Genomic DNA, 18,682 nt, shown 5'->3' on the forward strand with positions numbered 1-18,682 from the left:
GATTCAAAGGGAACGCCTCTCTAGACTGGAACCCGTGCCTGCCGAGCAGATTCATCTCGTGCGCCATGGCGAGGTGTTCAACCCCCAGGGCGTGCTCTACGGGCGGCTGCCCGGATTCGGCCTCTCCGACCTCGGGCGCCGCATGGCGCAGTCGGCCGCCGACGATCTCGTCGCCCGCGAACGACCGGTGAGTGCCGTCGTCTCCTCGCCGCTGCAGCGCACGCAGCAGTCATCGGAACCGGTTGCCGCGGTCTTCGAGCTAGAGCCGTCGCTCGACGAGCGGGTGATCGAGCCCGAGAACCGATTCGAGGGCAAACGCATGCGCGGCGTCGACGGTGCACTCCGCGACATCCGCAACTGGCCCCTGCTCGTGAACCCCTGGGAGCCCAGCTGGGGCGAGCCCTTCCGGTCGATCGCCGACCGCATGCTCGCCGCGATCGGTGACGCCTGGCAGGCGGCCGACGGCGGCGACGTCGTGATCGTCAGCCACCAGCTGCCGATCTGGATGGTGCACCGCCGGCTCGCCGGCCTGTCGCTCTCGCACGACCCTCGCCGGCGCCGCTGCGCCCTCTCGAGCATCACGACGCTCGAACGCCGCGGCGCCCGGTTCGCCGAGGTCGCCTACGCAGATCCGGCGGCCGGCCTCTCGGCCGATGCCACCGACGTGGGGGCGGTGTGATGATGATCAGTCGGTTCGCTCGCTACTCGACCGGCGTGGCGGCGGTCGTGGCATCCGCTCTCCTCCTGGCGGGCTGCACCTCCGGCAACGACAACCTCGCAGACCAGTTCGCCGAGGGCAGCGGCAAGAACTACATCGCCGGTGACGGCACCATCACGGTGTACGACTCGTCCGACCGCGGTGAGCCGATCGAGTTCACCGGCGAGACCGTCGATGGCGACAGCTTCGACTCCGCGGATGCCGCGGGCAAGGTGCAGGTCGTCAACTTCTGGTACGCGGGGTGCGCGCCCTGCCGAGTCGAAGCCCCCATCCTGCAAGAGGTGTACGAGGGCAGCGACGCCGACGAGGTGAGCTTCGCCGGCGTGAACGTGCGCGACCAGGCCGCCAACGCGGCATCCTTCGAGAAGGACTACGGCATCTCCTACCCCTCGGTGCTCGACGTCGAGAGCGGCGAGGCGCAGCTCGCATTCGCCGGCCGGGTGCCGCCGGCCGCCGTGCCCACCACGATCGTGCTCGACCAAGACGGCAAGGTCGCCGCGCGTGTGCTCGGCCAGCTGAAAGACGCGTCGATCCTCGAGACGATCATCGACGACCTCCTCGACGAGCGGGCCTAGCGATGGGCGCGGGCGAGATCGTGCTGAACGGGCAGTTGCTCGCGGCGATGCCGATCGCGGTCGCCGCGGGCCTCGTGTCGTTCCTCTCGCCGTGCGTGCTGCCGCTCGTGCCGGGCTACCTCGGCTACCTCGGCGGGTTCACCGATGCCTCGGCCGACGCGGCCACCGAGCGCAAGAACCGCCGCCGCCTGCTGCTCGGCGTGCTGCTCTTCGTCGCCGGCTTCACCGTGGTCTTCGTCTCGTTCAACCTCGTCGCGGGCGTCGCCGGCGCGTGGCTGCTGCAGTACGCCGACCTGATCGTGCGCATCGCGGGCGTGCTGCTGGTCGTCATGGGCCTCGTGTTCATCGGGCAGTTCACGTTCATGCAGCGCACGATCAAGCCGTCATGGCGACCGGCGACGGGGCTCGCAGGGGCACCGCTCCTCGGCATCGTCTTCGGCATCGGCTGGACGCCGTGCATCGGCCCGACCCTCGCCGTCGTGCTGGCGCTCAGCGCCGACTCGGCGTCGGCCGGCCGGGGGGTGCTGCTCGGTCTCGCGTACTGCGTCGGGCTCGGCATCCCGTTCCTCCTCGTCGCGGCCGGCTTCGGCTGGGTGACGGGTTCGCTCTCGTTCCTTCGCCGCCACATCCGCGTGATCAACATCACGGGCGGGGCGCTGCTGATCCTCATCGGCGTGCTCATGGTGACGGGAATCTGGTCCATCTGGATGTACGAACTGCAGGCGGTGATCACGGGTTTTGTCCCCGCAATCTGATCCGGGTGCGCCGTCGCGTCCCGCCGATCACATCGACTCGGTCGAGCCGGATGCCGGTGAGGCATCCGTCGCCCAACCGAAGCTCGGCTTCGTCGGCTGGGTGCGATTCGGCTGGCGACAGCTCACGAGCATGCGCACCGCGCTGCTGCTCCTGCTGCTGCTCGCGATCGCCGCGGTGCCCGGTTCGCTCGTGCCGCAACGGTCGAGCGACCCGAACGGCGTCACCCAGTACTTCGACGACAATCCGAGGCTCGCGCCCATTCTCGACAGCGTGCAGATGTTCGACGTGTACACCTCGGCGTGGTTCTCGGCGATCTACCTGCTGCTCTTCGTCTCGCTCATCGGCTGCATCATTCCGCGCACGAAGCACCACTTCGATGCGCTCCGGGCGCGGCCGCCGCGCACGCCCGCGCGGCTCGCGCGGCTTGCGGGGTTCACCGAGCGCGAGCTGCCCGAGGGCGAGTCGGCCGAAGCGGCCATCGACGCCGCGTCGAAGCAGCTCCGTCAGGCCGGGTACCGGGTCGAAGGCTATGCCCTGCGCGGCGAGCCCTCGGTCTCGGCCGAACGCGGGTACCTGCGCGAGACGGGCAACCTCGTCTTCCACACCGCACTGCTGGGCGTGCTCGTGGCGGTCGGATTCGGCGGTGGCTTCGGATTCTCGGGCCAGCGCGTGATCGTCGAGGGCCAGACCTTCGTCAACACCCTCGCTGCCTTCGACTCGTTCAACCCCGGACGCTTCTTCAACGACACCCGGCTCACCCCATACCGGCTCTCGCTCGAGAACCTCGACGCGGTCTACGAGACGCGCAACCAAGACGCGATCGGCCAGCCGATCGACTTCACGGCGCACGTCACCGTGCAGGGCCGCGGCGGCGAGGCCGAGCAGCGAACCGTGAAGGTCAACGAGCCGCTCTACACGCACGGCACCGACGTCTACCTGCTCGGCAACGGCTACGCGCCGACGATCACGGTGAAGAACGCCGAGGGCGAGGTCGTGTTCACCGACGCCGTGCCGTTCCTGCCGCAAGACGCGAACCTGACTTCGATCGGCGTCGTCAAGGTGCCCGACGGCATGCCCGAGCAGCTCGGCATGGTCGGCTTCTTCTATCCCACGCAGAGCGAGCTCACGACGGGGGCGTACACGTCGAGCTACCCCGACCTGATCCTGCCGGTGCTCACGCTCAACGTCTACGAGGGCGACCTCGGCATCGATGAGGGCACGCCGACGTCGGTGTACACGCTCGACCCGTCGACCATGGAGCAGCTCACGGGTGGCGACACCGGACTCGACTCGATCGAGCTGAAGCCGGGCGAGACCGCCGAGCTGCCGAACGGCCTCGGCACGGTCACCTTCGATGACGCGACGCCCGAGTCGGCGAGCACGGATGCCGCCGACGGCGACTACTCGCAGAGCGTGCCTCGCTTCGCGAGCTTCGACATCCATCACGACCCGACGCAGATCTGGGTGCTGATCTTCGCGGCGCTCATCCTCGGCGGGCTGCTCGTGTCGCTGTTCGTGCCCCGGCGCCGCATGTGGGTCAAGGCCGTGACGAAGCCCGATGGTCGAGTGGTGCTCGAGTACGCCGCCCTCGCCCGTGGCGAGGACCCGGGGCTCGAGGAAGCCGTCGCCTCCTTCGCCGACAAGCACGCCGGGCGTGCGGAGGCGGCAGATACCGCGGACACCGACGGTTCCGGCTCGAAGTCTTCGACGTAAGGTAGAACAGTGCAGTTGACGCTCGACGAGATCTCCATCCTCTGCGTGTACTCGGCCATGGTCGTCTATGCGATCGCGTTCATCGCGTTCTCGATCGACCTCGCCAGGCGTTCGGCGGCTGCCACGGCGGCAGCGGATGCCACGGCTCGCGTCGAGTCGAAGCAGGCCGTCGTCGTCGGAGCCACGTCGGGCTCGAGCGCTCCGGGCGCCGTCAGCGCCGGGGCATCCGTTCGACCGGCCGGTGACGGAGCCGTCGCCTACGGCCGTTCACCGTCGCTTCGCGTCGGCGTGGCGATGACGGTGCTCGCCTGGCTCCTGCACCTCACGGCCGACGTGACTCGCGGCTTCGCCGCCGGCCGCGTGCCGTGGGCGAACATGTACGAGTTCGCGCTCACGGGCACGCTCATCATCACCACCGTGTTCCTCGTCGTGGTCGTGGTCTCCAGGCACGACCTGCGATTCCTCGGCACCTTCGTCACCGGACTCGTGCTGGTGCTGCTCGGGGTCGCGGCCCTGAACTTCTACGTGAGCCCGATTCCGCTGCCCCCGGCGCTGCAGTCGGTGTGGCTCGTGATCCACGTGTTCGTGGCGAGCGCGTCGGTCGGGCTCTTCGCGCTCGGCTTCGCCCTCTCGGTCGTGCAGCTCATGCAGTCGCGTCGCGAATCGCTCGTGGCGACGGCGAAGGCCGCGAAGCTCACCTTCCTCGCGACGCTGCCCGACTCGGTCACGCTCGAGAACCTCGCGTATCGCGTCAACATCATCGGCTTCATCATGTGGACCTTCACGCTCATGGCCGGCTCGATCTGGGCCGAGAAGGCGTGGGGCCGCTACTGGGGCTGGGACACCAAAGAGGTGTGGACCTTCATCATCTGGGTGGTCTACGCCGGCTACATCCACGCGCGCGCGACGCGCGGCTGGCGAGGTTCGCGCTCGGCGTGGCTCGCGATCATCGGCTTCTCGGCTGTGCTGTTCAACTTCACCGTCGTGAACCTGTTCTTCAAGGGATTGCACGCCTACTCGGGCCTCTGATCCGCCCGGCCTCGCCGGTGCTCACCGGAGCCCGCTGAAGAACGCGCGCACGTCGCCGACCAGCACGTCGGGGACCTCCATGGCCGGGAAGTGGCCGCCGCGGTCGAACTCCGACCAGTGCACGACGTTGTGGTCGCGTTCGGCGATGGAACGGATGCCGACGTCGCCGGGGAACACCGCGACACCCGACGGCACCTCCGAGCGTTGCGTCTGGTTGCCCCAGCTCGCCTGCCCCTCCTTGTAGAGCCGCGCCGCCGACGTCGCCGTGTTGGTGAACCAGTACAGGCTGACGTTCGTGAGCAGTTGGTCGCGGTCGACGGCCTCTTCGGGCAGCTCGAACGCCGGATCGGTCCACTCCTTGAACTTCTCGACGATCCACGCGAGCTGCCCGACTGGGGAGTCGGCGAGGCCGAAACCGATCGTCTGGGGGCGGGTCGACTGGATGATGGCGTAGCCGACGCCGTCCTGCATCTGGTGCTGCATGCTCGCGAGTCGTGCGAGCTCGGCTTCGTTCAGGCCGGCCAGCTCCGCCGGATCTCCGGTGGGGAAGCCGAGACTGCCGTTGACGTGAACGCCCACCACGTGCTCGGAATCGAACGCCCCGAGCATCGGCGAGATCACCGAGCCCGTGTCGGTGCCCTGCGCGCCGTACTTCTCGTAGCCGAGCCGGTGCATCAGCTCCGCCCATGCGCGAGCGATCCGCGACATGTCCCATCCGGTCTCCGTCGTCGGGCCGGAGAACCCGAAGCCCGGCATCGAGGGAACGACGACGTGGAATGCATCGGCCGGGTCGCCGCCGTGCGCACGGGGGTCGGTGAGCGGCCCGATGACCTTCATGAACTCGACGATCGACCCCGGCCAGCCGTGGGTGAGAATCAGCGGCATCGCGTTCGGCTCGGGGGAGCGCACGTGCAGGAAGTGCACCTTCTGCCCGTCGATCGTGGTCGTGAACTGCGGGAACTCGTTGAGCTTCGCCTCCTGCACACGCCAGTCGAAGGAGGTGCGCCAGTACTCGGCCAGTCCCTGCAGATAGCCGGCCGGAACGCCGTAGCTCCACCCGACACCCGGCAGCTCGTCGGGCCAGCGAGTGCCGGCGAGTCGGTCGTGCAGGGCATCGAGCTCGGCCTGCGGGATGTCGATGCGGAAGGGACGGATGTCGGTGTCGTTGTTCATGGTCACGACGGTATCGAGCCTTGTGGACAGTTACTGTCCTGATGAAGAATCTGCATTCTTGAGAGCGCTTGCATGGCCATGAGCGTCTCAAATGCTGCACTGCGAGCTACCGATTCCATATTGTCTGTAAGCGCTTGCATTAATGCACGAGCCGCTGCTACCGTCGCCTGCAGGTCGGTGGCACGCGGACGTGCCGGAAATCGGGAGTCAAGGATGACGCAACGCGCTCGCGCACGCAGCTGGTTCGCCCTCGTGGTGTCGGGAGCCCTCGCGGCATCCGCCCTCGCCGTCATCCCGGGCCTCGCGGCCTCGGCCGCAGAGGAGCCGCGCACCTTCGCGCTCGTCGGCTCCCTGCAAGACGAACTCGGATGCTCCGCCGACTGGCAGCCCGAGTGCGCGGCGACGGAGCTCACGGCCACCGGAACGGCCGGGGTCTTCGCAGCCGAGTTCACCGTGCCCGCCGGCACATGGGAGTACAAGGTCGCCGTGAACGACTCGTGGGATGAGGCGTACGGCCTGAACGGCGGCGGCGACAACATCCCGCTGACGATCGCGGGCGACACCACCGTGCGGGTCGTCTTCGACGACACGCTGAAGAAGGTCGGCCTCGAGGTCACCCCTGCGAGCATGCGCGGCGCCTACGACGGGGCATCCGACGCAGAGCTCGTCGCCGACCCGGTGCGCCAGCCCGGCAGCGACGAGACCTTCTACTTCGTCATGACCGACCGTTTCGCGAACGGCGACGCGTCGAACGATCAGGGCGGCCTCGTCGGCGACGCGCTCACGACCGGCTACGACCCGACCCACAAGGGCTTCTACAACGGCGGCGACCTCGCGGGACTCCGCGACCAGCTCGACTACATCGACGGGCTCGGCACGACGGCGATCTGGCTCACGCCGAGCTTCAAGAACCGCCCGGTGCAGGGCGAGGGCGCGAACGCCTCGGCCGGTTACCACGGCTACTGGATCACCGACTTCACGCAGATCGACCCCCATCTCGGCACCAACGCCGAGCTCGAGGCGCTCATCGGCGAGGCCCACGCCAAGGGCATCAAGGTCTACTTCGACATCATCACCAACCACACCGCCGACGTCATCGACTACGCCGAGGGCGAGCACGCCTACATCGACCAGGCCACGGCGCCGTACCTCGACGCCGACGGCACCGCGTTCGACCCGGCCGACTACGCCGATGCCGACACCGGCGCAGACTTCCCGGCACTCGACGCGGCGACGAGCTTCCCGTACACCCCGGTCGTGACCGCCGAGGACGCCGACCTCAAGGTTCCGGTCTGGCTCAACGATCCGAAGCTGTACCACAACCGCGGCGACTCCACGTGGGAGGGCGAGTCGGTCACGTTCGGCGACTTCGTCGGCCTCGACGACCTCATGACCGAGCACCCGACCGTCGTGAACGGCTTCGTCGACGTGTACCAGCAGTGGATCGACCTCGGCATCGACGGCTTCCGCATCGACACGGCCAAGCACGTGAACTTCGAGTTCTGGGAGCAGTGGTCGACGCAGGTGCTCGACTACGCCCACGATGCAGGCAAGCCCGACTTCTTCATGTTCGGCGAGGTCTACGACGCCGACCCCGTCAAGCTGAGCCCGTACGTGCGCAACAGCGACATGAACTCGGTGCTCGACTTCACGTTCCAGTCGCAGGCCGTGAGCTTCGCCGCGGGCAACTCGGCGAAGAACCTGCAGTCGCTCTTCGCGGGCGACGACTACTACACGACGCCCGATTCGTCGGCGACGGCACTGCCGACGTTCCTCGGCAACCACGACATGGGCCGCGTCGGCTACTTCCTGCAGTCGACGGATGCCCCGCTCGAGCGTGACGAGCTCGCGCACGAGCTGCTCTTCCTGACGCGTGGCCAGCCGGTCGTCTACTACGGCGACGAGCAGGGCTTCGCCGGTATCGGCGGAGACCAGAGCGCCCGGCAGACGCTGTTCCCGAGCCAGGTGACCGAGTTCCAGAACCAGCAGCTCGTCACCGGTGAGACGTTCGGCACCGGTGAGCACTTCGGCACGGATGCCCCGCTCTACGAGCACATCGCCGCGCTCTCGACGCTCCGCGCTGCGCACCCCGCCCTCTCGACCGGTGCCCAGATCGAGCGCTACGTCGACAACGGCGCGGGCGTCTACGCCTTCTCACGCGTCGATCGGGCTGAGAAGACCGAGTACCTCGTGGCCGCGAACAACTCGAACGCGCCGAAGACCGTCGAGGTGCCAACGCTCACGAAGGACGGCGCCTTCTCACCGCTCTACGGCACCGACGGTGCGCCGATCGTCGCGAACGCCGACGGCGTGGCATCCGTCACCGTGCCGGCGCTCGGCGCCGTCGTACTGCAGGCCGACCGCACGGTGAGCGCGCCCGACGCGGCATCCGCCGTCTCGGTCTCGACCCCCGCCGCCGGCGCAGGTGTCACGGGCGTCACGCCGGTCGTCGCCGACGTCGATGACGCCACCTGGCAGGAGACGAGCTTCGCCTGGCGCATCGCCGGTGCCACTGGCGACGAGGCCTGGCACCCGCTCGGCACCGCCGAGGACACGAGCCCCCGCGTCTTCCACGACACGGCCGGCCTCGCGACGGGCACGCTGCTCGAGTACCGCGCCGTCTCGACGGACGCCGCCGGCAATCGCTCGGCCGCGTCGACGTACGCGAGCGTCGGCAACGCCGTGAACCTCGTCGAGGAGGAGGAGCCCGAGACGCCGATCGAACTCGTCACGGTGCCCGGTTCGCACAACTCCGAGATGGGCTGCGCCGGTGACTGGGCGCCCGGCTGCGAGGTCGCGAAGCTCGCGCTGCGCGCCGACGGCATCTACGCCGGCACCTTCGAGGTGCCCGCCGGCGACTACGAGTACAAGGTCGCGATCAACGGCAGCTGGGACGTCAACTACGGCGCGAACGGCGAGCCGAACGGCGGCAACGTGACCTACACGCACGCCGGCGGGCCGATCACGTTCTTCTGGAACCCGACGACGAAGGTCGTCTCGTCGACCGCTGAAGGCCCCGTCGTGACGCTGCCGGGCAGTTTCCAGTCCGAGGTCGGATGCCCAGGCGACTGGCAGCCCGAGTGCCTCGCCTCGCTCATGCAGGACGGCGACCGAGACGGCGTCTACACCTACGCGACCGACGAGATTCCCGACGGCGCGTACGAGACGAAGGTCGCGCACGGTCAGGGCTGGGACGAGAACTACGGCGTCGGCGGCGTGCCCGGCGGCCCGAACTACGCGTTCACGGCGACGACGGGAAAGCTCGTCGAGTTCCGCTACACGCTCGCGACGCACGTGCTCGAGATCATCGTGACGGACCCGCCGCTCGCGGGTACCGGGGAGCTGCGCGCGCACTGGGTGAGCGAAGACACGCTCGCCTGGCCGGCCGAACTGCTCGGCGGCGCAGAGGCGTCGGATGCCGCGTGGTCGCTCGAGCACTCGCCCGACGCGTCACTCGCGGTGGCCGATGGCGAGGTCACGGGCGGCGGCGATGCCGTCGAGCTCGAACTCGACCCTGCCGGGCTCTCCGACGCGCAGCTGGCGACCTTCCCGGCGCTCGAGGGCTACCTCGCCCTGCGTCCGGTCGGGCTCGACCGCGCCGAGGTGCAGGAGCTCCTCACCGAGCAGCTCGCCGTCGCGCAGCGCACGGATGACGCGCTGAGCGCCTTCACCGGCGTGCAGCTGCCCGGCGTGCTCGACGAGCTCTACGGCGACGCCGTGGCATCCGTGCCGCTCGGTGCGAGCTGGCAGGGAGACCAGGCGACGCTCTCGCTGTGGGCGCCGACCGCACGATCGGTTTCGGTCGAGCGGTGGGATGCCGGGGCATCCGGTGAGGCAGAGGTGATCGCCGCCGAACTGAACGACGCCGACGGCACGTGGAGCGTCGACGGCCTCGGTGCCGGCGACGAGTACCGCTGGTCGGTCGAGGTCTACGCCCCGTCGACCGGTGCGATCGAGACGAACTCGGTCACCGACCCGTACTCTGTGGCCCTCACGACGAACTCGGTGCGCTCGGTCGTCGTCGACCTCGACGACGAGTCCCTGCGACCGGCGCAGTGGGAGGAGACGCCCGCGCCGGTCATCGAGCGGGCGGTCGACCGGGCGATCTACGAGCTGCACGTGCGCGACTTCTCGATCGGCGACGAGACCGTGCCGGCCGAAGAGCGCGGCACCTACCGCGCCTTCACTCGCGAGTCGGCGGGCACGGACCAGCTGGAGCAACTCGCCGAGGCCGGCATCAACACGGTGCACCTGCTGCCGACGTTCGACATCGCCACGATCGAGGAGAACCGTGCGGCGCAGGCGACCCCGGCATGCGACCTCGCGTCGTTCGGGCCCGCGTCGGCCGAGCAGCAGGCCTGCCTCGAATCGATCCGCGACCTCGACGGCTTCAACTGGGGCTACGACCCGTTCCACTTCCAGGCGCCGGAAGGCTCCTACGCGGTCGACCCGAACGGCGGCGCCCGCGTCGCCGAGTTCCGCGAGATGGTCGGCGCGCTGCACGCGACGGGCCTGCAGGTCGTGCTCGACGAGGTGTACAACCACACCGCGGCATCCGGCCAGGGTGAGAAGTCGGTGCTCGACCGGATCGTGCCCGGCTACTACCAGCGGCTGAACGCCGCCGGCAACGTCGAGACCTCGACGTGCTGCCAGAACGTCGCAACCGAGCACGAGGTGGCGCAGAAGCTCATGGTCGACTCCGTGGTGCTGTGGGCCAGGGAGTACAAGGTCGACGGCTTCCGCTTCGACCTCATGGGCCACCACTCGAAGGCCAACATGCTCGCGGTGCGCGACGCGCTCGACGAGCTCACGCTCGCCGAAGACGGTGTCGACGGCTCGGCCGTGCACCTCTACGGCGAGGGCTGGAACTTCGGCGAGGTCGCGAACAACGCGCTCTTCGAGCAGGCGACGCAGGGCCAGCTCGGCGGCACGGGCATCGGCACCTTCAACGACCGGTTGCGAGACGCGGTGCACGGCGGCAGCCCCGTCGATGGCGCCTCGACGTTCGTGCAGGGGTACGGCACCGGGCTCGCGACCGATCCGAACGGCGACCCGATCAACGGCACGCCCGAGCAGGCGCTCGCCGACCTCAGGCACCAGACCGACCTCGTGAAGCTCGGCCTCGCGGGCAACCTGCGAGCCTACGAGCTGACGGATGCCTCGGGCCAGGTCGTGCGCGGCGATGAGCTCGACTACCGCGGATCGCCGGCCGGGTACGCCGACCAGCCCGACGAGGTCATCAACTACGTCGACGCCCACGACAACGAGACGCTCTACGACCTCTCGGTGTTCAAGCTGCCGACCGACACCTCGATGGCCGACCGCGTGCGCATGAACACGCTGTCGCTCGCGACGGTGACGCTCTCGCAGTCGCCCTCGTTCTGGCACGCCGGCACCGAGCTGTTGCGTTCGAAGTCGCTCGACCGCAACAGCTACAACTCCGGAGACTGGTTCAACCGCATCGACTGGACCGGCCAGGAGTCGACCTTCGGCTCCGGCCTGCCGCCTGCCGCCGACAATGAGGGCAAGTGGTCGATCATGGCACCGTTGCTCGCGAACCCCGCGCTGAAGCCGGGCGCCGCGGACATCGCCGCCGCCGAGGCATCCGCGCTCGACCTGCTGCGGGTGCGCAACGAGGTCGACCTGCTGCAACTCGGCTCGGCCGAGCTCATCGACGAGAAGGTGTCGTTCCCGGTCGGCGGACCGGATGCCGCGCCCGGCCTCGTCGTGATGCAGATCGACGATCTCGTGGGCGACGACGCCGACCCCGAGCTCGACGGCGCGCTCGTCGTGTTCAACTCGTCACCGGAGGCGATCACCGAGCAGGTCGACGGTCTCGCCGGTCGCGAGTTCGCGCTGACCGAGGCGCAGGTGTCGGGAGCCGACGAGGTCGTGAAGGCGACGACCTGGGATGCCGCGACGGGCGCCGTCACCGTGCCGGCACGAAGCGTCGCGGTGCTGGTCGACGAGCAGCCGCCGCCGGCAGTCGCGACGTTCACCGTCGCGACGCCGAACAAGCTGCTGGCCAAGGCCGGCTCGGCCGTTCGGATGCAGGGCCAGGTGTTCGCGGTCGACGGCAACGCACCGGAGGGCACCCTGCGGGTGTTCGACGGCGGCACGGTCATCGCCGAGACCGAACTCGTGGCGGCCGATCGCGGGCGCTTCGGCATCAAGCTGCCGAAACTGCCGCGCGGCCTGCACCTTCTGCGCGCCGAGTTCGATGGCGGCGAGGGCTTCGCCGATTCGCAGTCGTTCGCCGTGCCGCTGCTGCTCTGGTGACGCCGCCGATCGAGTAGCCGACGAAGGAGGCGTATCGAGATCCAGTGCGGGTCTCGATACGCCCCCTCCTTCGTCGGGCGCTACTCGACCGGCGGGGCGAGCGGTGCGAAGGCCGGCCGCACGGTCGCGGCGATGACGGCGGCGAGGGCGACCAGCACGAGCGCGAGCCACGGCAGCCAGTCGACTCCGAACGCATCGAGCGCGAGCCCGCCGAGGAACGCGCCCGCAGCGATCGAGCCGTTCCAGGTCGCGACGACCATCGACTGCGCGACATCCGCTGCCTCACCGGCGATGCGAGCCGGTGCGGCCTGCAGCAGCGTCGGCGCACTGCCGTAGGCGAGTCCCCAGACGCCGAGCGCGACGTACACGACACCGGGTTGCGACGCCCACAGCCCGATCGCGAGCATCGCGAGGCCGAGCAGCACGGCGGCGACGATCACCATCGAGCGCATGCGCCGGTCGACGAGCACCCCCGCGCCGATCACGCCGACCACCGCGAGCATGCCGAAGACCAGCAGCGCGAGGTCGAGGCGTGCGTCGATGCCCGACGCCACGGTCAGCGGCGCGATGTAGGTGTACGCGATGTTGTGGGCGAGGATGAAGAACGCCGTGGTGGCGAGCACGGCGGCGAGCCCGGGCATCCGCAGTACCGAGGTCAGCGACGGGCGTGCCCCGGCTCGCTCACCGGGAAACGACGGCAATGCGGCGATGGCCCACACGGCCAGGCCGACGCCGGCGATCGCGACGACGCCGAACGCCGCGCGCCAGCCGATCGCACCGCCCAGGCTCGTGGCGATCGGCAGGCCGAAGGCGAACGCCAGGGGAGTGCCGACCATCGCGATCGAGAGCGCTCGGCCCGAATGCTCGGGCTCGACGGTGCGCATCGCGTACCCGGCGGCCATGGCCCAGAGGAGTCCGGCGAGCATGCCGCCGACCATGCGGGCGACGAGGATGAGCACGTACGAGTCGGCGATCGCGGTGACGCCGTTGACGACCGCGAACCCGAGCACGAGCGTGACGAGCAGGGGCTTTCGGGGCAGGCTCCGGGTGAGGGCGGTGAGGGGAATCGCCGTGATCGCCGTGGTGACCGCGTAGACGGCGACGAGCTGGCCGATCTGCGACTCGGATGCCCCGAGGTCGGCGCTCATCTGCGGCAGGAGCCCTGCGGGGAGGATCTCGGTGACGACCCCCACGAAGACGACGGAGGCGAGCGCGAGGAGGCCGTTGAGCGGCAACCGCGCAAGACCGCGTCGGGGGAGCGGTCGGCGCGCTGGGCCGAGGCGGGATGCGGGCGAGGGCGCAGGGTGATTCGCGGTGATCGGTGAAGCCATGTCGACAGTGTCGAACCTTCACACTAATGTGAAGGTCAAGTCCACTCAGGAGGTGGCATGCGCATCGGCGAACTCTCCACCCGTACGGGCGTGGCCACGCGCCTGCTGCGGTACTACGAGGAGCAGGGCCTCGTGCCCTCGACCCGGGAGTACAACGGCTACCGCGACTACGCGGAATCGGCCGTCGAGCGCGTGAAGCAGGTGCGCGGGCTGATCGAGGCCGGCATTCCCACCGCAGTGATTCGCGACATGCTGCCGTGCCTCGCGAACACGTCGTTCGTCGAGGCCCCGATCATCGAACGCGCGCTCGCCGAGACCCTCGCCGAGCGCCGTGCTCAGCTCGAGCAGCGCATCGGATGCCTCTCGAAGAACCGCGACGCGATCACGACCTACCTCGAGCGGGCGACCGTCACCGGCTGAGGTCGTCGGCGCGCGTGCGCGACTGTTCGCGTGCTCGAGTCGTCACCCCGACGCCTGCGCGAGTACCGCGTTGCACCGCACGATGCGCTCCATCCACCACTCCGTGCGCTCGGGCGACGCAGCGTACCGGTCGAGCAGTTCGGGGTCGGGCAGTACCCGGCGCACGGGGATCGACCCGTTCTCGGGCAGCAACGGCGCCCGGGTGACATCCGCTGCCAGCAGCGCGGCGGTACCGAGTCCGCAATCGAACTCGAGCGAGGTGACGGATGCCGCGAGCTGGGCGCCCATCGCGAGGCCGACGCTCGTGTCGAGCGCACTCGAGACGACGACGGGCAGGCCCGTGCGCCCGATGAGCTCGAGCGCGCGGTGGATGCCGCCGAGCGGCTGCGCCTTGATCACGAGCAGATCGGCGGCGCCCGCCTCGGCGACCGCGAGCGGGTCCTCGGCCCGGCGGACGCTCTCGTCGGCCGCGATCGGCACGCCCATGTACTTCGTGCGCCGACGGATCTCGGCGAGCTCCTCGACGCTCTCGCACGGCTGCTCGACGTACTCGAGGTCGAACGGGGCGAGCGCATGGATCGCGTGCTCGGCTTCGTCGACGTTCCAGCCGCCGTTGGCGTCGATGCGAATGCGGCCCTCGGGCCCGAGCGCCTCTCGCACGGCGCGCACCCGGGCGACATCCTGTGCGAGGGTCTGGTCAGGGCTCGCGACCTTCACCTTCGCGGTGCGGCACCCGGGGAATCGGGCGAGCACCGCCGCGACACTGTCGGGATCGACCGACGGCACGGTCGCGTTGACCGGAATCCGGTCGCGCACGACCGGGGGCGGCGCGTTCCACCCGTAGTCGATCGCAGCGGCGAGCCAGGCGGATGCCTCGTGGTCGTCGTACTCGACGAACGGTGAGAACTCAGTCCATCCCTCGGGCCCCTCGAAGAGCACGGCCTCGCGCACGTCGATGCCGCGGAATCGCGTCACGAGGGGGAGGGCCACGACTCGGGCGGTGGCGAGCAGGTCATTCGGCTCGGGCAGCATGTGCCCAGTCTCGCACCCGTGCTCCCGGAAAGTGGCGGTGTTAGGGTGAACGCCCACAGGGATGGTGGACATGGACGCATTGCAGCAGCTCGGCATCGACGACGTCGAAGTGCCCGACGACCCGGTGTCGCGAAACGTGCTGATCGGCGTCGGCGGGATCGTGCTCGTGATCGCGGCGCTGATTCCGATCACTGCGGCCGTCATCACCGTCGTGGTCGTCGTCACGACGTACGGCAGTTCCCTCCTCGGGCTCGGCGGCTGACTCCCGAATAGGCTGGGGTCATGAGCGCCGAGGTCTCCGAACTGTTCGATGCGAGCGTGTGGGCGGATGCCGCGACCGCAGTCGCCGGGGCATCCGGCTTCACCGACATCACCTACCACCACTCGCTCGACGGGCGCATCGCGCGTATCGCCTTCGATCGGCCCGAAGTGCGAAACGCGTTCCGCCCGCACACGGTCGACGAGCTCTACCGCGCGCTCGAAGACGCCCGCACGAACCCGCGCATCGGGGTCGTGCTGCTGACCGGCAACGGTCCGAGTGCGAAAGACGGCGGCTGGGCGTTCTGCTCGGGCGGCGACCAGCGCATCCGCGGGCGCGACGGCTACAAGTACGAAGCGCCCGCCGGTCGAGACTCGGATGAGTCCGCCGGTCGAGTAGCGAGCGCCAGCGAGAGTATCGAGACCTCGTCGGCGACTCGATCTGCGGGTCTCGGGCGGCTGCACATCCTCGAGGTGCAGCGGCTCATCCGATTCATGCCGAAGGTCGTCATCGCGGTCGTACCCGGTTGGGCGGCCGGCGGCGGTCATTCGCTGCACGTGGTCTGCGACCTCACGATCGCCAGCCGCGAGCACGGCCGCTTCAAGCAGACCGACGCCGACGTCGGCAGCTTCGACGCCGGCTACGGCAGCGCGTACTTCGCCCGGCAGATCGGGCAGAAGTTCGCGCGCGAGGTCTTCTTCCTCGCCGAGGAGTACTCGGCCGAGCGCGCCTACGAGATGGGAGCGGTGAACCGAGTCGTGCCCCATGCCGAGCTCGAGCGCGAGGCCATCGCGATGGCCCGCACGATCCTCACGAAGTCGCCGACGGCGGTCCGCATGCTGAAGTTCGCGTTCAACGCGGTCGACGACGGCATGGTGGGCCAGCAGGTCTTCGCGGGCGAAGCGACGCGGCTCGCCTACGGCACCGACGAGGCCGTCGAAGGACGCGACGCCTTCCTCGAGAAGCGCGACCCCGACTGGGGCCCGTACCCGTGGCACTACTGATCCACGGTCGACCATGAAACCGCTCGAACGGGTTACGGCGGCGGATGTCCCGTCGCTCGCCGATGCGCTCCGCGCGGCCCTCGACGGCGGCCCCGCCGTCTGGCCGGTGCCCTCGGTCTCGCCCGAGTCCCGTGAGGTCGCGCCAGCTGCTGTCGAACGCGAACGCGAACGCGAACGCGACGAGCAGGTCGCGCGACGCCAAGCCGTCACGGGCGGAGTTCCCGACGACATCGCGCTCGTCGTCGAGACGAGCGGGTCGACGGATGCCCCGAAGCGGGTGATGCTCACCGCCGACGCGCTCATCGCGAGCGCCGATGCCACGGCCGACCGGCTCGACGGACCCGGTCGCTGGCTGCTCGCGCTGCCCGGACACTACATCGCCGGAGCGCAGGTGCTCGTGCGCTCGATGCTCGCCGGCACGACCCCGGTGCTGCTCGGCGAGGGGCCGTTCACGCCCGAGGCGTTCGCCGCGGCATCCGCTCGCCTCGACGCCGACGCGCCGCGCTACACCTCGCTCGTGCCGGTGCAGCTCGCGCGGGTCGTCGAGCGCGCGCAGCGCGACGCCTTCGTCGCGGCGGCGCTGACCGGGTACGACGCGGTGCTCGTCGGCGGGCAGGCGTTGCCTTCCGAGCTCGCCGCGCGAGCCGAGGAGCTCGGTGCCCGCATCGTGCGCACCTACGGCTCGAGCGAGACCGCCGGCGGATGCGTCTACGACGGGCGCGCACTCGACGGCGTCGACGTGCGCATCGTCGACGGCGGGGTCGAGCTCTCGGGCCCGATGCTCGCCGAGGGGTATCTCGGCGACCCCGAGCGCACCGAGGCCACGTTCACGACCGACGCCAGAGGACGCCGCTGGTACCGCACGGGCGACCTCGGCGAGCTCACGGCCGACGGTGCGCTGCGCATCCGCGGACGCGCCGACGACGCCATCATCTCCGGAGGGGTGAAGGTCGCGCTCGGCGAGGTCGAGCGGGCCGTGCGCTCTCGTCCAGGTCTGGCCGACGCCGTCGTGGTCGCGGTCACCGACCCCGAGTGGGGCGAGCGCGCAACGGTCGTCGTACCGGCGACGGATGCCGCGACATCCGTCACCCTCGGCGACCTCGCGTCGGCGACGGATGCTGCGGGCCTGCCGCCTGCCGCGAGGCCCGTGCGCATCGTCGTGATCGCCGAGCTGCCGGTGCTCGCCTCGGGCAAGCCCGATCGACGCGCCATCGCGGCGGTGGCTCGCGCTGCGGCTCCGCAACCGCCGTCGGCGTAGCGTGTCCGTGCGCTGAGGCGAGGCACCATGGCGGCGAACTAGCATGTTCGTTGTGGCACGCCCGAAATCCCAGCGCATGAATCCCGCCCCCGATCTCGCGGGCAGCAACCGCGCGCGCGGGCGCAGCGGCAACCCGGCCAAGGCCGCGAAGACGGCGGGAGGCGCGCCATCCGGCGGACCCCGCCGCCCGGCCCGTGATCGCGCCACGGCGGCCGACTGGGTGTCGGGCGCCCGTCTCCGCACGCTGCCGCTCGCCATCGCCCCGGTCGCGCTCGGAACCGGTGCCGGCATCGTCGCGATCCCCGACGGCCCTTGGCATGTCACCCGGGCGCTGCTCGCACTCGTCGTCGCCCTCGGGCTGCAGATCGGCGTCAACTACGCCAACGACTACTCCGACGGCGTGCGCGGCACCGACGAGCATCGGGTCGGACCGGCACGGCTGACGGGCTCGGGCATCGCGAAACCCCGGCAGGTGCTCGCCGTCGCCCTGACCTTCTTCGCGCTCGCCGCGCTCGCCGGCCTCGCCCTGACGATCGTCACCGGCCAGTGGTGGATGCTCGCCGTCGGCGCCGTCGCCATCGTGGCCGCCTGGTTCTACACCGGCGGCAAGCACCCCTATGGCTACTACGGACTCGGCGAACTCTTCGTGTTCGTGTTCTTCGGCATCATCGCGACCGCCGGGTCCGCCTACGTGCAGGCGCTCAACGTCAACTTCGAGGCCTGGCTCGGCGGCGTCGGGGTCGGCCTGCTGGCCTGCGCCGTGCTCATGGCGAACAACCTGCGCGACGTCGCGCAAGACAAGATCGCAGGCAAGCGCACCCTCGCCGTGCTCGTCGGGCCGCTCGCGGGGCGCATCCTGTTCACGATCTTCATGCTCGCGCCGTTCGCGATCGTCGTGTTCTTCGCGCTGCTCTACCCGACGGCATGGCTGGTGCTGTTCGCCCTGCTCGCGGCGCTTCCGGCGTGCCTGATCGTGCTCACCGCGAAGACCCCGCGGGAGCTCATCATCGCCCTGCAGCTCGCGAGCCTCACGGCGCTCGTCTACGGCGTCGGGCTCGGGCTGGCCTTCGCGCTCTAGCATCGGTCGAGGAGCGAGCGCCAGCGAGCGTATCGAGACCCATGCGGAGGTCTCGAT

14 protein-coding genes are annotated in these 18,682 nt (G+C 69.8%); 11 read left to right on the plus strand and 3 right to left on the minus strand.

What is annotated here, in order from left to right; genetic code table 11:
- Positions 1 to 34: 34 nt before the first annotated feature.
- The 5 genes from AC6CH0_RS06610 to ccsB are packed head-to-tail and all read left to right on the plus strand — an operon-like array spanning position 35 to position 4,791.
- On the plus strand, positions 35 to 679 hold the full coding sequence (locus tag AC6CH0_RS06610; protein ID WP_498099011.1) for a histidine phosphatase family protein: 645 nt from the start codon (positions 35 to 37) through the stop codon (positions 677 to 679).
- Positions 679 to 1,293, plus strand: a complete 615-nt coding sequence (locus AC6CH0_RS06615) for a TlpA family protein disulfide reductase (protein WP_498099012.1) — start codon at positions 679 to 681, stop codon at positions 1,291 to 1,293. Before AC6CH0_RS06610 ends, AC6CH0_RS06615 begins: the two co-directional genes overlap by 1 nt.
- 2 nt (positions 1,294 to 1,295) lie before the next feature.
- Positions 1,296 to 2,048 (plus strand): cytochrome c biogenesis CcdA family protein, encoded by a 753-nt coding sequence (locus AC6CH0_RS06620; RefSeq protein WP_498099013.1) that lies wholly within the window; start codon positions 1,296 to 1,298, stop codon positions 2,046 to 2,048.
- On the plus strand, positions 2,032 to 3,762 hold the full coding sequence (gene resB / locus AC6CH0_RS06625) for a cytochrome c biogenesis protein ResB (RefSeq protein ID WP_498099014.1): 1,731 nt from the start codon (positions 2,032 to 2,034) through the stop codon (positions 3,760 to 3,762). The genes AC6CH0_RS06620 and resB overlap by 17 nt, the downstream gene beginning before the upstream one ends.
- Positions 3,763 to 3,819: 57 nt before the next feature.
- The gene (ccsB, locus tag AC6CH0_RS06630) at positions 3,820 to 4,791 is read left to right on the plus strand and encodes a c-type cytochrome biogenesis protein CcsB (RefSeq protein WP_498101058.1); all 972 of its coding nucleotides are present in this window, start codon (positions 3,820 to 3,822) and stop codon (positions 4,789 to 4,791) included.
- Between the two features lie 21 nt (positions 4,792 to 4,812).
- On the opposite strand, the gene AC6CH0_RS06635 is transcribed toward ccsB, so the two are convergent.
- A complete protein-coding gene (locus AC6CH0_RS06635) occupies positions 4,813 to 5,964 on the minus strand; it encodes an epoxide hydrolase family protein (RefSeq protein ID WP_498099015.1) in 1,152 nt (383 codons plus the stop codon).
- 213 nt (positions 5,965 to 6,177) lie between these two features.
- Here AC6CH0_RS06635 and pulA point away from each other — a divergent pair, with 213 nt between their 5' ends.
- Positions 6,178 to 12,243, plus strand: a complete 6,066-nt coding sequence (gene pulA, locus AC6CH0_RS06640; RefSeq protein ID WP_498099016.1) for a pullulanase-type alpha-1,6-glucosidase — start codon at positions 6,178 to 6,180, stop codon at positions 12,241 to 12,243.
- Between the two features lie 80 nt (positions 12,244 to 12,323).
- Here pulA and AC6CH0_RS06645 read toward each other — a convergent pair whose 3' ends face one another.
- On the minus strand, positions 12,324 to 13,574 hold the full coding sequence (locus AC6CH0_RS06645; RefSeq protein WP_498099017.1) for an MFS transporter: 1,251 nt from the start codon (positions 13,572 to 13,574) through the stop codon (positions 12,324 to 12,326).
- A gap of 57 nt (positions 13,575 to 13,631) precedes the next feature.
- Between AC6CH0_RS06645 and AC6CH0_RS06650 the strand changes: the two genes are divergently transcribed.
- Entirely contained in the window at positions 13,632 to 13,994 is a 363-nt protein-coding gene (locus AC6CH0_RS06650) for a MerR family transcriptional regulator (protein WP_498099018.1), read from the plus strand.
- A gap of 42 nt (positions 13,995 to 14,036) precedes the next feature.
- Here the strand turns inward: AC6CH0_RS06650 and AC6CH0_RS06655 are convergent, their stop codons facing one another.
- Positions 14,037 to 15,026: an o-succinylbenzoate synthase gene (locus tag AC6CH0_RS06655; protein ID WP_498099019.1), complete on the minus strand. Its 990-nt coding sequence runs from the start codon at positions 15,024 to 15,026 to the stop codon at positions 14,037 to 14,039.
- A 70-nt stretch (positions 15,027 to 15,096) separates the two neighbouring features.
- Between AC6CH0_RS06655 and AC6CH0_RS06660 the strand changes: the two genes are divergently transcribed.
- From AC6CH0_RS06660 to AC6CH0_RS06675, 4 genes are read left to right on the plus strand one after another with little or no spacing between them, the layout of a single operon-like run.
- A complete protein-coding gene (locus tag AC6CH0_RS06660) occupies positions 15,097 to 15,288 on the plus strand; it encodes a hypothetical protein (RefSeq protein ID WP_498099020.1) in 192 nt (63 codons plus the stop codon).
- 20 nt (positions 15,289 to 15,308) lie between these two features.
- The gene (locus tag AC6CH0_RS06665) at positions 15,309 to 16,289 is read left to right on the plus strand and encodes a 1,4-dihydroxy-2-naphthoyl-CoA synthase (RefSeq protein ID WP_498099021.1); all 981 of its coding nucleotides are present in this window, start codon (positions 15,309 to 15,311) and stop codon (positions 16,287 to 16,289) included.
- A gap of 13 nt (positions 16,290 to 16,302) precedes the next feature.
- Positions 16,303 to 17,547 (plus strand): AMP-binding protein, encoded by a 1,245-nt coding sequence (locus AC6CH0_RS06670; protein ID WP_498099022.1) that lies wholly within the window; start codon positions 16,303 to 16,305, stop codon positions 17,545 to 17,547.
- 43 nt (positions 17,548 to 17,590) lie between these two features.
- Positions 17,591 to 18,625 carry a 1,4-dihydroxy-2-naphthoate polyprenyltransferase gene (locus tag AC6CH0_RS06675; protein ID WP_498099023.1) on the plus strand — a complete coding sequence of 345 codons (1,035 nt, stop codon included), beginning with the start codon at positions 17,591 to 17,593 and terminating at the stop codon, positions 18,623 to 18,625.
- Positions 18,626 to 18,682: the final 57 nt, after the last annotated feature.

The sequence above is a fragment of the Agromyces sp. GQ35 genome, from assembly GCF_059758475.1.